Raw genomic sequence first — 13474 nt, forward strand, 5'->3', positions numbered from 1 at the left:
CGCAGAGTATAGGGGTGGTTCCCACCCCGTTCAACTGCCCGAAAGTCTTTTCGCACTAGTGCTGCGCGGGCAATTGTTTCAGCGGATGTGGGCTAGGACGCCCTGGAGCTCATCGAGGGAATTGTAGCGAATGACCAGTTGGCCTTTACCCTTCTGACCGTGCTTGATCTGCACTGGAGAGCCCAGGCGCTCAGCCAGGCGCTGTTCGAGCCGACTGATATCCGGATCGGTCTTGGTGGCGGCTACGGGCTTCTCCTGGGTGTTCAGCCATTGCCGCACCAGCGCCTCGGTCTGACGGACGGTCAGGCCCCGTGCGACAACGTGTCGCGCTCCTTCGGTCTGCTGTTCGGCAGGCAGGCCCAGCAGGGCGCGAGCGTGACCCATTTCCAGGTCACCGTGGGAAAGCAGGGTTTTCACCTCTTCGGGCAGAGCGATCAAGCGCAGCAGGTTGGTGATGGTCACCCGCGACTTGCCGACGGCTTCGGCGACCTGTTGCTGCGTCAGCTGGAACTCCTGCTGCAAGCGCTGCAGGGCCATGGCTTCTTCGATCGGGTTGAGGTCTTCACGCTGGATGTTCTCGATCAGCGCCATGGCGATGGCGGCTTCGTCCGGCAGTTCGCGGACCAGCGCCGGGATGCGGTCCAGGCCGGCCTGCTGAGTGGCCCGCCAGCGACGTTCACCCGCGACGATTTCGTAACGGCCGTCACCGACCGGACGCACCACGATGGGCTGCATCACGCCGTGGGTCTTGATCGAGTGGGCCAGTTCTTCGAGGGCGGTGGCGTCCATGTCGCGGCGCGGCTGGTACTTGCCGCGCTGGATCAGATCCAGAGGCAGGTGCTGCAACTCACTGGTATCGGCCTTGACCGCTTCTTCCTCAAGGGCGTCGACGCTGGTGCCCCCCAACAGGGCGTCCAGGCCTCGTCCCAGCCCACGTTTCTTGGCGGCCATGCACAGATTCCTTATACGGTTGCGGTGTGGGCGTTCGCGCGCTGCCGGCGAACCAGTTCGCCAGCCAGCGCCAGATAGGCGATCGCACCACGGGATTGCTTGTCGTAGACCAGCGCCGGCATGCCGAAGCTCGGCGCTTCGGCCAGTCGCACGTTACGCGGGATCACGGTTTGATAGAGCGTCTCGGGGAAATGTTCCTTGAGCTGCGCCGATACATCGTTGGTCAGGCTGATGCGCGGGTCGTACATGGTGCGCAACAGGCCTTCGATCTTCAGCGACGGATTGAGCAGCTTGCCGATGCGCTGGATGCTGTTGACCAGATCGCTCAGCCCCTCGAGTGCGTAGTACTCGCACTGCATGGGGATGATCACTCCATCGGCGGCGACCAGGGCGTTGACCGTCAGCATGGACAGCGCCGGTGGGCAGTCGATGAGGATGTAATCGTAATTTTCGCGGATCGGCGCCAGCGCATAACGCAGGCGGCTTTCCTTCATCTTCATTTCCAGCAGGGACACTTCCGCGGCGGTCAGGTCGCGGTTGGCGGGCAGCAGCTGGTAGCCACCATGCTCGGAAAACTGCATGGCCTCGACCAGATTGCACTCGCCGACCAGTACGTCGTAGATCGAGTGCTCCAGCGCCTGTTTGTCCACACCGCTGCCAGTGGTGGCGTTGCCCTGCGGGTCGAGGTCGATGAGCAGCACACGGCGTTTGGTCGCAACCAGGGAAGCCGCCAGGTTGATGCAGGTGGTGGTCTTGCCCACCCCGCCTTTCTGGTTGGCGATTGCGAATACTTTAGCCATGTTGCCGTTCCCCCTAAACCGAGCGACGCAGTATCAACAGATGGCGCTGACCTTGGCAACCGGGAACCTTGAGCACGTGGGTTGCAGTGAGACGGAAGTCCGCTGGCAATGCCTGCAACTCATCGTCCGGATGCACGCCTTTCATTGCCAGCCACTGGGTCTGGGTATCGCCAAGGTGGCGCGTCCAGTTGGAAAAATCTTCCAGTGAGCTGAAAGCCCGTGAACAGATACCGCCGAACGGCCGCTCAGGCGTGAAGCCTTCCACACGGCTGTGGATAACTTCCAGGTTGGCCAGCTTCAGCTCGAGTTTCACCTGGGTCAGGAAGCGGGTTTTCTTGCCGTTGGAATCGAGCAGTGTGAAGCGCCGCTCCGGAAACAGGATAGCCAGCGGAATACCGGGCATGCCGCCGCCACTGCCGACATCCAGCCAGTTATCCCCAGCCTCCGCGACGAAGGGCACCACGCTGAGGCTGTCGAGCAGATGACGCGAGACCATCTCGTCGGGGTCGCGTACGGCGGTCAGGTTGTAGGCCTTGTTCCACTTGATCAGCAGGGCCAGGTAGGCAAGCAATTGCTGGTGTTGTTGCTCGGACAGGGTGACACCCAGTTCGAGGGCGCCTTGTTGCAATTCTTCGGCGTGGCGAGAGGTCACGGACATCAGGCGGTCTGCTCCATCTGGCGAGCGGCGCCACGTTTCTTCAGGTGGATCAGCAACAGGGAGATCGCGGCTGGGGTGACGCCCGGAATCCGCGATGCCTGGCCCAGGGTCTGTGGTCGGGCATTGCCGAGCTTGTGCTGGATCTCCTTGGACAGACCGGCAATCGTCGCGTAGTCGATATCCACAGGCAGCGCGGTTTCTTCACTGGCGCGCAAGCGAGCGATCTCGTCCTGCTGACGCTCGATGTAACCCGCGTACTTGGTCTTGATCTCGACCTGCTCGGCGACCTGCGGATCCTCGGCGCCTTCACCGGTCACCTGGACCAGGCCGGCGTAGCCGATCTCCGGGCGCGCCAACAGGTTGAGCAGGTTGTACTCGTGGGTCAGCGGCGTGCCGAAACGCTCGACGAGCGCATCGCCCTGAGGCGTGTTCGGGCGTACCCAGGTACTTTTCAGGCGCTGCTCTTCACGGACGATACCTTCACGCTTGGCCTCGAAGGCTGCCCAACGATCGTCGTCGACCAGGCCGAGCTCGCGACCTTTTTCGGTCAGGCGCAGATCGGCGTTGTCTTCGCGCAGGATCAGCCGGTACTCGGCCCGCGAGGTGAACATGCGGTAAGGCTCCTGGGTACCCAGGGTGATCAGGTCGTCGACCAGCACGCCGATGTAGGCCTCATCGCGACGCGGGCACCAGCTGTCCTTGCCCTGGGCACGCAACGCGGCGTTGGCACCGGCCAGCAGGCCCTGTGCACCGGCTTCTTCGTAGCCGGTGGTGCCGTTGATCTGACCGGCGAAGAACAGCCCGCCGATGACCTTGGTCTCCAGGCTGTACTTCAGGTCGCGCGGGTCGAAGTAGTCGTACTCGATGGCGTAGCCCGGACGCACGATATGGGCATTCTCCATCCCGCGGATGCTTTGCACGATCTGCAATTGCACGTCGAACGGCAGCGAGGTGGAGATTCCGTTGGGGTACAGCTCATGGGTGGTCAGGCCTTCCGGCTCGATGAACACCTGGTGACTGTCCTTGTCGGCGAAGCGATGGATCTTGTCCTCGATGGACGGGCAGTAACGCGGCCCGACACCCTCGATGACCCCGGAATACATCGGCGAACGGTCGAGGTTGGCAGCGATGATTTCGTGGGTACGCGCATTGGTGTGGGTGATCCAGCAGCTCACCTGGCGAGGATGCTGTTCCTTGCTGCCCATGAACGACATCACCGGAATCGGCGTATCGCCTGGCTGCTCGGTCATCGCCGAGAAATCCACCGAGCGACCATCGATGCGTGGTGGCGTACCGGTTTTCAGGCGACCGACGCGCAGCGGAAGTTCACGCATGCGTTTGGCGAGGGCATTCGAGGGCGGATCACCGGCGCGGCCGCCGGAATAGTTCTGCAGGCCGATGTGGATAAGTCCACCGAGAAAGGTCCCGGTGGTCAGCACCACGGAATCGGCGAAGAAACGCAGGCCCATCTGAGTGACCACGCCCTTGACTTCGTCCTGCTCGACGATCAGGTCGTCGGCAGCCTGCTGGAAGATCCACAGGTTGGGCTGGTTTTCCAGGATCTCGCGTACCGCTGCCTTGTACAGGATACGGTCAGCCTGAGCACGGGTCGCACGTACTGCCGGGCCCTTGCGGCTGTTGAGTACGCGGAACTGGATGCCACCCTTGTCGGTGGCGATCGCCATGGCACCACCCAAGGCGTCGATTTCCTTGACCAGATGGCTTTTGCCGATCCCGCCGATGGCCGGGTTGCAGCTCATCTGCCCGAGGGTTTCCACGTTGTGGGTCAGCAGAAGGGTTTTTACACCCATGCGCGCCGCTGCAAGCGCAGCCTCGGTACCGGCATGGCCGCCGCCGATGACGATCACCTGAAAACGGGAAGGGAAATCCACCACGCACCTCGTGCCTGTTGAGTAAGGGAGCTTTTTGGTTTGAAAGCGAGAAAGGGCGGCAAGTATAGGGACTTAGGCAGGTTGAAAGAAGCCTTTTGCACAAAAAATAGCCAATCGGGTGTCAGGGAAATCATCCGATGTCCCGATGCGCTTCACCTTGTCCGCTCATCGCTCCTGCAGGTCAGATGGTCTGGAGGTAAATAAAAGAAAAAAGAATGATTTTTTTAAAAGGCTTGTTTTTATGTTTATAAATGGTGGCGGGCATTTCTGTGGATACATTGCTACAGGCCTTTAACCACGTGATGTACAGCGATGTATGAAAGCGGGATTAACCTGGGCTGCAGGTGTTAGGTAGCGGTTATCAGCCTGTGTGTAAAACGGGTACTTATGCACAGGGTGGGTTATCCCTAGCTTTGTCACCGGGTTATGGGCATAGCTCAGTGGCGGTTTTCCACAGGGTTTATTTGGGCTGTTGAAATCCTCGATAGGCAGGTAATGAGCTATGAGACAGGGTACGGCTGGCAGGTCCTGGTCAGAATGCGGGACCTGCAAGTGAGAGAAATTGCAGAGAAGGGAGAGGCTTTTGTATGAGGGAGATGGCTGGCTGAATGGAGCAAGCCGCGACCTGTAGGAACACGCCTGTGGGCGATGCGATGGCGTGATGCTGCAAAATTTGGCAGGACTGCCATTCACTGCGGCGGTCGGCCGACAGGGCGTGCGGAACGCCTGTGGCCCCTGGGGATAAGTGCAGATCGGTCAGCAGGCGGGAGAGCAAGCAGGGCTTTGCGCGAAGCTACAGAGCCCCGACACGTTCATTTACCGATGCAGAAGCTCGAAAAGATGCGCCCCAGCAGATCGTCCGAGCTGAAGGCACCGGTGATCTCACCGAGCGCCTGCTGAGCCTGCCGCAGGTCCTCGGCGAGCAGTTCCCCGGCGCCTGCGAGCGTCAGTTGGGCGTGGCCGTGGTCGAGGTGGCTCTGTGCCTGGTGCAAGGCATCGAGGTGGCGGCGGCGCGCGCTGAAGCCGCTTTCAGCGGTCTGCTGGAAGCCCATGCAGGCTTTCAGGTGTTCACGCAGCAGGTCCAGGCCTTCGCTGGATTTGGCCGATAGCACCAGCGTGGCATGGCCATCGTCGCTGAGTTGCAGGCCGACAGGTTCGGCGGAAAGGTCTGCCTTGTTGCGGATCAGGGTGACACGAGCAGGGTCCGGGCGCCGCTCGAGAAACTCCGGCCACAGCGCGAAGGGATCATTGGCCTCGGGTGCAGTGGAGTCGACCACCAGCAGCACGCGGTCCGCTTCGCCGATTGCCTTCAGCGCACGCTCCACGCCAATGCGCTCGACCTGATCGTCGGTATCGCGCAGCCCTGCGGTATCCACCACATGCAGTGGCATGCCATCGATGTGGATATGTTCGCGCAGCACATCCCGGGTGGTACCGGCGATGTCGGTGACGATGGCGGCTTCGCGCCCGGCCAGCGCATTGAGCAGGCTGGATTTTCCGGCATTCGGCCGGCCGGCGATCACCACGTTCATGCCATCGCGCAACAATGCGCCCTGGCCCGCCTCACGCAACACTGTGGATAACTGTGTGCGTACAGCTTCAAGCAGGCTCAGTACGTGGCCATCGGCCAGAAAGTCGATTTCCTCTTCTGGGAAGTCGATGGCGGCTTCGACGTAGATACGCAGGCTGATCAGTCGCTCGGTCAGCTCATGCACTCGACGGGAGAATTCGCCTTGCAACGAGCGCACGGCATTGCGCGCCGCCTGGGCGGAACTGGCTTCGATCAGGTCGGCGATCGCTTCCGCCTGAGCCAGGTCGAGCTTGTCATTGAGGAATGCCCGTTCGCTGAACTCACCAGGGCGGGCCTGGCGTGCGCCCAGTTCCATGCTGCGTTGCAGCAGCATGTCCAGAACCACGGGACCGCCATGGCCCTGGAGCTCGAGCACGTCCTCCCCGGTAAAGGAGTTGGGTCCGGGGAAGAACAGCAGCAGGCCTTCGTCGATCACCTCGCCGGAATCGTCATGCCAGGCACCGTAGTGCGCATGCCGTGGTGTCGGCTCGATACCGCTCAGGGTAATGGCGATCATCCGTGCACGGGGCCCGGAGACCCGCACGATGCCCACACCGCCACGACCCTGGGCAGTGGCGACGGCGGCGATGGTTTCACGGGATGTGGACATAAAACTCTCCAAACGCTGGATAGCAAAACGCCCCACGAGGGGGCGTTCTGTGTGTAGCCGGCGAAGCTTAGTAGATCAGGCTGCGGAAGCCTTGGTCTGCGCTTCGATCTTGCGGGTAATGTACCACTGCTGGGCGATGGACAGGACGTTGTTGACCACCCAGTACAGCACCAGACCAGCCGGGAACCACAGGAAGAAGAAGGTGAAAATGATCGGCATCATTTTCATCACACGAGCCTGCATGGGGTCCGGCGGCGTCGGGTTCAACTGCTGCTGGATGAACATGGTAGCGCCCATGATGATCGGCAGGATGAAGAACGGGTCCTTGATCGACAGGTCGGTGATCCACAGGATCCACGGTGCCTGACGCATCTCGACGGATTCCAGCAGGGTCCAGTACAGGGCCAGGAACACCGGCATCTGCACGAGGATCGGCAAGCAGCCGCCCAGCGGGTTGATCTTCTCTTTCTTGTACAGCTCCATCATCGCCTGGGACATCTTCTGGCGATCGTCACCGAACTGTTCCTTCAGCGCCTGCAGGCGCGGCGAGACGGCACGCATGCGCGCCATGGAACGGTAGCTGGCGGCCGACAGCGGGAAGAAGGCCAGCTTGATGATCAGCGTCAGCACGATGATCGAGAAGCCCCAGTTGCCGAGCAGGTTGTGGATATGTTCCAGCAACCAGAAGATCGGTTCGGCAAGGAACCACAGGATGCCGTAGTCGACGGTCTTGTCCAGGCCCGGCGACAGCGCAGCGAGATCCTTCTGGATCTTCGGACCGGCATACAGGGTGGTGCTGGCCTGGGCTTCGGCGCCGGCAGGGATGTTCAGAGCCGGGCCGGTGTAGCCGATGATGTAGTTACCCTGGCTGTCCTTGCGGGTCTGCACCAGGTTGGTATCGTCTTTCGAAGGAATCCAGGCGGTCACGAAATAGTGCTGCAACCAGGCAACCCAGCCGCCCTGCACGGTTTCCTTGAGGCCTTGCTTGTCGATGTCTTTCATCGACACCTTGGTGTACGGCTTCTCGGCGGTCCACAGCGCTGCACCCAGGTAGGTGGCAGTGCCGGTGGCGGTGCTGGAAGACGGGTCACCGCTGTTGTCACGCTTGAGCTGGGCGAACAGGTTACCGGTCCACGGTGTGGCACTCTGGTTGTTGATCAGGTAGGTCACGCCGATCTGATAACCATTGCCACTGATGCAGCCAGCTTTCTTCTGCTCCACTTCCTTGGCCGAGCAACTGGTATCGAGGCCACGGTTGAAGGTGAAACGCTTGATGTAGTTGACGCCGGCTTCGCTGAAGCTCAGGTCGACGACCAGTTGGTCCTGACCATCAGCCAGCTGATAGACGCGCTGCTCGCTGTTGTACAGCGGACGACCATTGGCGCGGGCGTCAGGGCCGTTTGCCCCGGTCAGGCCGCTTTGCGCCAGGTACAGGTGCTCGCTGCCATTGTCGAACAGCTGGAACGGAACATCGGGACGGTCCTGACGACGCGGGTAGTGGGGCAGTTGCAGGCGCACCACATCACCACCGCGTGGATCGATGGCCAGATCCAGAACGTCGGTTTTAACCTGGATCAGCTCATCGCTGACAGCGACGGCCTCCACCGGGCTTGGATCGGTGCCTTCGGCGTTTGCCGTCGGGACATCGTCATTGCTGGCAACGGAGGCGGTTTCCGGCAAGCCTGGGGTGGCCTTGCTGGTGGAAGCTGTCTGATTCGGCAGAGCGGCCTGGCCGTAGTCCTGGTTCCATTGGAGAACCATCATGTAGGACACGACTGCCAGGGCGACGATCAGGATCGAGCGTTTGATATCCATGATTATTCGGCCATCGAAGAGGATCGGGAGTGTTTCGCGAGGGGAACCGGATCGTAGCCTCCGGGATGCCAGGGGTGACAGCGTCCCAGACGACGAACGGTCAGCCAGCCACCACGCAGGACGCCATGGGTTTCGATGGCTTCAAGCGCGTAGCAGGAACAAGAGGGGTAGAAACGACAATGACTGGCCATCAATGGACTGATGGCGTACTGGTAAAACCGGATTGGAGCTTGGACCAGTTTACGCATGGGGATTGTCGTTCACCCCGGTCTGGGCATCGGCCTGTTGGGCAGGCTTGCTGCGGGCGAGGCGTTTCCACAGCTTGCCGAACTGTTGAGCCAGTTCGGCGTTCTGCAGATCACCAAGGCCTTTACGCGCGACCACCACGATGTCCCAGCCCACCAGGTTGTCCTGGTTGAGGCGGAACGATTCGCGGATCTGGCGTTTCAGGCGGTTGCGCTCAACGGAGAGCTTGACGCTCTTCTTGCCGATCACCAGACCTAGGCGTGAATGATCAAGCTCATTGTTGCGCGCAAGCAGCAGGACACTCTTGCCCGGCGCTTTGCCACTGGGAGAGTCGAAGACTGCCTTGAATTGCCGGGGAGTTAGCAGGCGCTTCTCCCGGCCGAAGCCTCGACTCACCACAAGACTGGAAAATCAGACTGCGAGACGAGCACGGCCCTTGGCGCGACGACGCGACAGGACGGCACGGCCGTTCTTGGTAGCCATGCGAGCACGGAAACCGTGGGTACGAGCGCGTTTGATGGTGCTGGGTTGGAAAGTGCGTTTCATGATGCGGTTACCTGGTTGTCGACAACGGACCGGAATGGTCCCCGTTTTAAGAGACCGGCGATTCTAGAGAAAGCCGCAGGCCAGGTCAATTTCCAACCAGGTGTTTTCCATATAGAGAAATATAAAGGAAAGAATCTTTTTAGAAAGGCTTGTTATGTTTTTTATAATTAGCCAATTCGGTTTCTGTGGATAAGTAGCTTGGCGTCTCTGCTTTCGGGGGCTACGAGAATCCGAAACCCTGTCAGAAAGCGGTGCTGCGCCTGTTGGATCAGCGGGCATAAGCTGGGGAAGAAACGGCTGTTTACCCACAGGCCGATTATCCACTCGGTTTTCCCCCTGCTTTCACACCGGCCTCATGGGCTGTTATCCACAGGGTTCAAAGTTGTTCAGCCGACGTGCGGTGTTTTTGATAACACCTTGATTTGTCATGTACTGATCACCTTTCCTATGTGGATAACTCTGGCCGTGGAGGCTACAATAGCGGCTGTTTTTGCCTCAGCGCTTTTGATCAGGGGATGTCCGTGTCCGTGGAACTTTGGCAGCAGTGCGTAGAACTCCTACGCGACGAACTGCCTGCCCAGCAATTCAACACCTGGATCCGTCCACTACAGGTAGAAGCCGAAGGCGACGAGCTGCGTGTCTACGCACCCAATCGTTTCGTGCTCGACTGGGTCAATGAAAAGTACATGGGTCGTATGCTCGAGCTGCTCGGTGAGCGTGCCACGGGCCTGGTACCGGCGATATCGCTGTTGATAGGCAGCCGCCGCAGCTCCACGCCGCGTGCAGTGCTGACGCCCTCGCCCTCGGTGTCCAACTACAGCAGCCCGTCCGCGCCTGCACCGCAGGTCAGCGCACCGCCGCCCAAACCGCCTGTGCAAGCCGAGCCGTCGCGGGCCAGTTTCGATTCCATGGCGGGTGCTGCGTCCAGTGTCGCGCCGGCTCGTGGTGAGCGTAACGTGCAAGTAGAAGGTGGCCTCAAGCACACCAGCTACCTCAACCGCACATTCACCTTCGACAACTTCGTCGAAGGCAAGTCGAACCAGCTGGCTCGTGCCGCTGCCTGGCAGGTCGCGGACAATCCCAAGCACGGTTACAACCCGCTCTTCCTTTATGGTGGCGTCGGCCTCGGCAAGACTCACTTGATGCATGCGGTGGGTAACCACCTGCTGGCCAAGAATCCGAATGCCAAGGTGGTGTATCTGCACTCCGAGCGTTTCGTGGCCGACATGGTCAAGGCGCTGCAGCTCAATGCCATCAACGAGTTCAAACGCTTCTATCGCTCGGTGGATGCGCTGCTCATCGATGACATCCAGTTCTTCGCCAAGAAGGAGCGTTCGCAGGAAGAGTTTTTCCATACCTTCAATGCCTTGCTCGAAGGCGGCCAGCAGGTGATCCTCACCAGCGACCGTTACCCGAAGGAAATCGAAGGCCTGGAAGAGCGGCTCAAGTCGCGCTTCGGCTGGGGCCTGACCGTTGCGGTCGAGCCACCCGAGCTGGAAACACGGGTAGCGATCCTGATGAAAAAGGCCGACCAGGCCAGGGTCGATCTGCCACACGACGCCGCATTCTTCATCGCCCAGCGTATTCGTTCCAACGTACGTGAGCTTGAAGGTGCGCTGAAGCGTGTGATCGCGCATTCGCACTTCATGGGCCGCGATATCACCATCGAGCTGATTCGCGAGTCGTTGAAGGATCTGCTGGCCCTTCAGGACAAGCTGGTCAGTATCGACAACATCCAGCGCACCACGGCGGAGTACTACAAGATCAAGATTACCGATCTGTTGTCCAAACGCCGTTCGCGGTCGATCGCGCGGCCGCGTCAGGTGGCCATGGCGTTGTCGAAGGAATTGACCAACCACAGCCTGCCTGAAATAGGTGTGGCCTTCGGCGGTCGCGATCACACCACTGTATTGCACGCCTGTCGTAAGATTGCTGAACTTAGAGGATCCGACGCGGATATCCGCGAGGATTACAAGAACCTGCTGCGTACACTGACAACGTGATGCGCAATTCCATGCACGAGGCAAGGGACTAGACCATGCACTTCACCATTCAACGCGAAGCCCTGTTGAAACCCCTGCAACTGGTCGCCGGCGTCGTGGAACGCCGCCAGACCTTGCCGGTTCTGTCCAACGTTCTGCTGGTCGTCGAAGGCCAGCAGCTGTCGCTGACCGGCACTGACCTGGAGGTCGAACTGGTCGGGCGTGTGGCGCTTGAAGATGCTGCCGAGCCGGGTGAGATCACCGTGCCGGCGCGTAAGCTGATGGACATCTGCAAAAGCCTGCCGTCTGATGCGCTGATCGACATTCGTGTCGATGAGCAGAAGCTGCTGGTCAAGGCCGGTCGCAGTCGCTTCACGCTGTCCACCCTGCCTGCGAACGATTTTCCTACCGTTGAAGAAGGCCCGGGTTCGCTGACCTTCGATCTGGTGCAGAGCAAGCTGCGTCGTCTGATCGAACGTACCAGCTTCGCCATGGCCCAGCAGGACGTACGTTACTACCTCAACGGCATGTTGCTCGAGGTGCAGACGGGTGTTCTGCGCGCTGTCGCTACCGACGGCCATCGCCTGGCGATGTGTTCCATGGAAGCCAGCATCGAGCAGGTCGAGCGTCATCAGGTGATCGTGCCGCGCAAAGGTATCCTGGAACTGGCTCGTCTGCTTACCGAGCAGGATGGCAGTGTCAGCATCGTCCTGGGCCAGCACCACATCCGCGCGACCACGGGTGAATTCACCTTCACCTCCAAACTGGTAGACGGCAAGTTCCCGGATTACGAGCGCGTATTGCCGCGTGGCGGTGACAAGCTGGTCGTCGCTGATCGCCAGGGCCTGCGTGAAGCCTTCAGCCGCACCGCGATTCTGTCGAACGAAAAGTACCGCGGCATTCGCCTGCAACTGGCGTCCGGCCTTCTGAAAATTCAGGCCAACAACCCGGAGCAGGAAGAAGCCGAAGAAGAAATTGCCGTCGAGTACAACGGTGGTGCGTTGGAGATCGGTTTCAACGTCAGCTATCTGCTCGATGTCCTGGGTGTAATGACCACCGAGAAGGTGCGTCTGATTCTGTCCGACTCCAACAGCAGTGCACTGGTGCAGGAAGCCGATAACGACGACTCGGCTTATGTCGTCATGCCGATGCGCCTGTAATTGTCGCTGCCGCTAGCGGCACTCCAGGCGTTATTGAAATCAGCTTTGGCATGTTCGGATCAGATCCTGATCCGCACATCCAAAGCTGATTTCGTTTCTGGTCCCTCAATTGTTTGCTCCCCTCCTCCACGGTCCGCTTGATGTCCCTGATCCGTATTAACCTGACCGCAGTGCGCAACCTCGAACCGTCGACGTTGGCTCCCTCCCCGCGCATCAATATTTTGTACGGCGCTAATGGCAGCGGTAAAACCAGCGTTCTCGAAGGTATTCACCTGCTGGGACTCGCGCGTTCGTTTCGCAGTGCCCGTCTCTTGCCCGTCATCCAGTACGAGCAACAGGTCTGCACCCTGTTCGGGCAAGTAAGTCTGGCGGACGGTCGGCAGAGCAATCTTGGCGTTTCGCGCGATCGCCAGGGCGAGTTCCAGATCCGCATCGACGGTCAGAACGCGCGCAGTGCTGCGCAACTTGCCGAAACCCTGCCCCTGCAACTGATCAATCCGGACAGCTTCCGTTTACTGGAGGGCTCTCCGAAAATTCGCCGGCAGTTCCTCGACTGGGGAGTGTTCCACGTGGAACCTCGGTTTCTCCCCGCCTGGCAACGCCTGCAGAAGGCCCTCAAGCAGCGGAACTCGTGGCTTCGCCGTGGTACACTTGATGCCGTTTCTCAAGCGGCCTGGGATCGCGAGTTGTGCCTGGCCAGCGATGAAATCGACAGTTATCGGCGATCCTACATACAGCAACTGAAGCCTGTCTTCGAGCGTACCCTCAGCGAGCTGGTTGAGCTCCAAGGGCTTACGCTGAGCTACTACCGGGGGTGGGACAAAGAGCGCCCCCTGAATGAAGTGCTGACGTCTTCTTTGTTGCGTGACCAGCAGATTGGGCATACTCAATCCGGCCCGCAGCGAGCAGACCTCAGGTTGAGGCTTGGTGCGCACAATGCAGCGGACATCTTGTCCCGGGGCCAGCAGAAGCTGGTGGTGTGCGCCTTGCGGATTGCCCAAGGGCATTTGGTTGATCAGGCCAAGCGTGGCCAATGTATCTATCTGGTGGATGACTTGCCGTCAGAACTGGATGAACAGCACCGCCGCGCATTGTGCCGTTTATTGGAAGATTTGAACTGCCAGGTATTCATCACCTGTGTAGACCATGAATTGTTGAGCGATGGCTGGCAAACGGATACGCCGGTTTCCATGTTCCACGTGGAACATGGACGTATCACCCAGACCTCGACCACCGGGAGTGAA

11 protein-coding genes and 1 pseudogene are annotated in these 13474 nt (G+C 60.0%); 3 read left to right on the forward strand and 9 right to left on the reverse strand.

The window, feature by feature from the left end; all coding sequences use genetic code 11:
* Positions 1–78: 78 nt before the first annotated feature.
* The 9 genes from ACT9T4_RS20810 to rpmH form a co-directional block, all read right to left on the reverse strand.
* Positions 79–951, reverse strand: a complete 873-nt coding sequence (locus tag ACT9T4_RS20810; RefSeq protein ID WP_179539430.1) for a ParB/RepB/Spo0J family partition protein — start codon at positions 949–951, stop codon at positions 79–81.
* Between the two features lie 11 nt (positions 952–962).
* Positions 963–1751 carry a ParA family protein gene (locus ACT9T4_RS20815; RefSeq protein ID WP_042556070.1) on the reverse strand — a complete coding sequence of 263 codons (789 nt, stop codon included), beginning with the start codon at positions 1749–1751 and terminating at the stop codon, positions 963–965.
* Between the two features lie 13 nt (positions 1752–1764).
* Positions 1765–2409, reverse strand: a complete 645-nt coding sequence (rsmG, locus tag ACT9T4_RS20820) for a 16S rRNA (guanine(527)-N(7))-methyltransferase RsmG (RefSeq protein ID WP_373565126.1) — start codon at positions 2407–2409, stop codon at positions 1765–1767.
* Positions 2409–4301 (reverse strand): tRNA uridine-5-carboxymethylaminomethyl(34) synthesis enzyme MnmG, encoded by a 1893-nt coding sequence (gene mnmG / locus ACT9T4_RS20825; RefSeq protein WP_499118751.1) that lies wholly within the window; start codon positions 4299–4301, stop codon positions 2409–2411. The genes rsmG and mnmG overlap by 1 nt, the downstream gene beginning before the upstream one ends.
* 812 nt (positions 4302–5113) lie before the next feature.
* Positions 5114–6481 (reverse strand): tRNA uridine-5-carboxymethylaminomethyl(34) synthesis GTPase MnmE, encoded by a 1368-nt coding sequence (gene mnmE, locus ACT9T4_RS20830; RefSeq protein WP_179539432.1) that lies wholly within the window; start codon positions 6479–6481, stop codon positions 5114–5116.
* Positions 6482–6556: 75 nt separating this feature from the next.
* Positions 6557–8296: a membrane protein insertase YidC gene (yidC, locus tag ACT9T4_RS20835; RefSeq protein ID WP_499118753.1), complete on the reverse strand. Its 1740-nt coding sequence runs from the start codon at positions 8294–8296 to the stop codon at positions 6557–6559.
* Positions 8297–8298: 2 nt separating this feature from the next.
* The gene (yidD, locus tag ACT9T4_RS20840; RefSeq protein WP_082045890.1) at positions 8299–8544 is read right to left on the reverse strand and encodes a membrane protein insertion efficiency factor YidD; all 246 of its coding nucleotides are present in this window, start codon (positions 8542–8544) and stop codon (positions 8299–8301) included.
* Positions 8537–8938, reverse strand: coding sequence for a ribonuclease P protein component (gene rnpA / locus ACT9T4_RS20845; protein ID WP_042556080.1), 402 nt, complete (start codon positions 8936–8938; stop codon positions 8537–8539). The genes yidD and rnpA overlap by 8 nt, the downstream gene beginning before the upstream one ends.
* A gap of 15 nt (positions 8939–8953) precedes the next feature.
* Entirely contained in the window at positions 8954–9088 is a 135-nt protein-coding gene (gene rpmH, locus ACT9T4_RS20850; protein ID WP_003213577.1) for a 50S ribosomal protein L34, read from the reverse strand.
* Positions 9089–9609: 521 nt separating this feature from the next.
* On the opposite strand from rpmH, the gene dnaA reads away from it, so the two are divergent.
* From dnaA to recF, 3 genes and pseudogenes are all read left to right on the forward strand, one after another.
* Positions 9610–11091 carry a chromosomal replication initiator protein DnaA gene (dnaA, locus tag ACT9T4_RS20855; protein ID WP_042556079.1) on the forward strand — a complete coding sequence of 494 codons (1482 nt, stop codon included), beginning with the start codon at positions 9610–9612 and terminating at the stop codon, positions 11089–11091.
* A 35-nt stretch (positions 11092–11126) separates the two neighbouring features.
* Complete coding sequence (gene dnaN / locus ACT9T4_RS20860; protein WP_179539434.1) at positions 11127–12230, forward strand: DNA polymerase III subunit beta; 1104 nt, start codon at positions 11127–11129, stop codon at positions 12228–12230.
* Positions 12231–12370: 140 nt separating this feature from the next.
* Positions 12371–13473 (forward strand): annotated as a pseudogene (gene recF, locus ACT9T4_RS20865) (DNA replication/repair protein RecF).
* Position 13474 lies beyond the last annotated feature (1 nt).

The organism is Pseudomonas sp. SZ40 (assembly GCF_052958135.1).

What these genes read in the sequence shown, in the direction of transcription:
- ACT9T4_RS20810 (WP_179539430.1), bottom strand. Translation starts at nt 951, where the DNA reads ATGGCCGCCAAGAAACGTGGGCTGGGACGAGGCCTGGACGCCCTGTTG.
- ACT9T4_RS20815 (WP_042556070.1), bottom strand. Translation starts at nt 1,751, where the DNA reads ATGGCTAAAGTATTCGCAATCGCCAACCAGAAAGGCGGGGTGGGCAAG.
- rsmG (WP_373565126.1), bottom strand. Translation starts at nt 2,409, where the DNA reads ATGTCCGTGACCTCTCGCCACGCCGAAGAATTGCAACAAGGCGCCCTC.
- mnmE (WP_179539432.1), bottom strand. Translation starts at nt 6,481, where the DNA reads ATGTCCACATCCCGTGAAACCATCGCCGCCGTCGCCACTGCCCAGGGT.
- yidC (WP_499118753.1), bottom strand. Translation starts at nt 8,296, where the DNA reads ATGGATATCAAACGCTCGATCCTGATCGTCGCCCTGGCAGTCGTGTCC.
- yidD (WP_082045890.1), bottom strand. Translation starts at nt 8,544, where the DNA reads ATGCGTAAACTGGTCCAAGCTCCAATCCGGTTTTACCAGTACGCCATC.
- rpmH (WP_003213577.1), bottom strand. Translation starts at nt 9,088, where the DNA reads ATGAAACGCACTTTCCAACCCAGCACCATCAAACGCGCTCGTACCCAC.
- dnaN (WP_179539434.1), top strand. Translation starts at nt 11,127, where the DNA reads ATGCACTTCACCATTCAACGCGAAGCCCTGTTGAAACCCCTGCAACTG.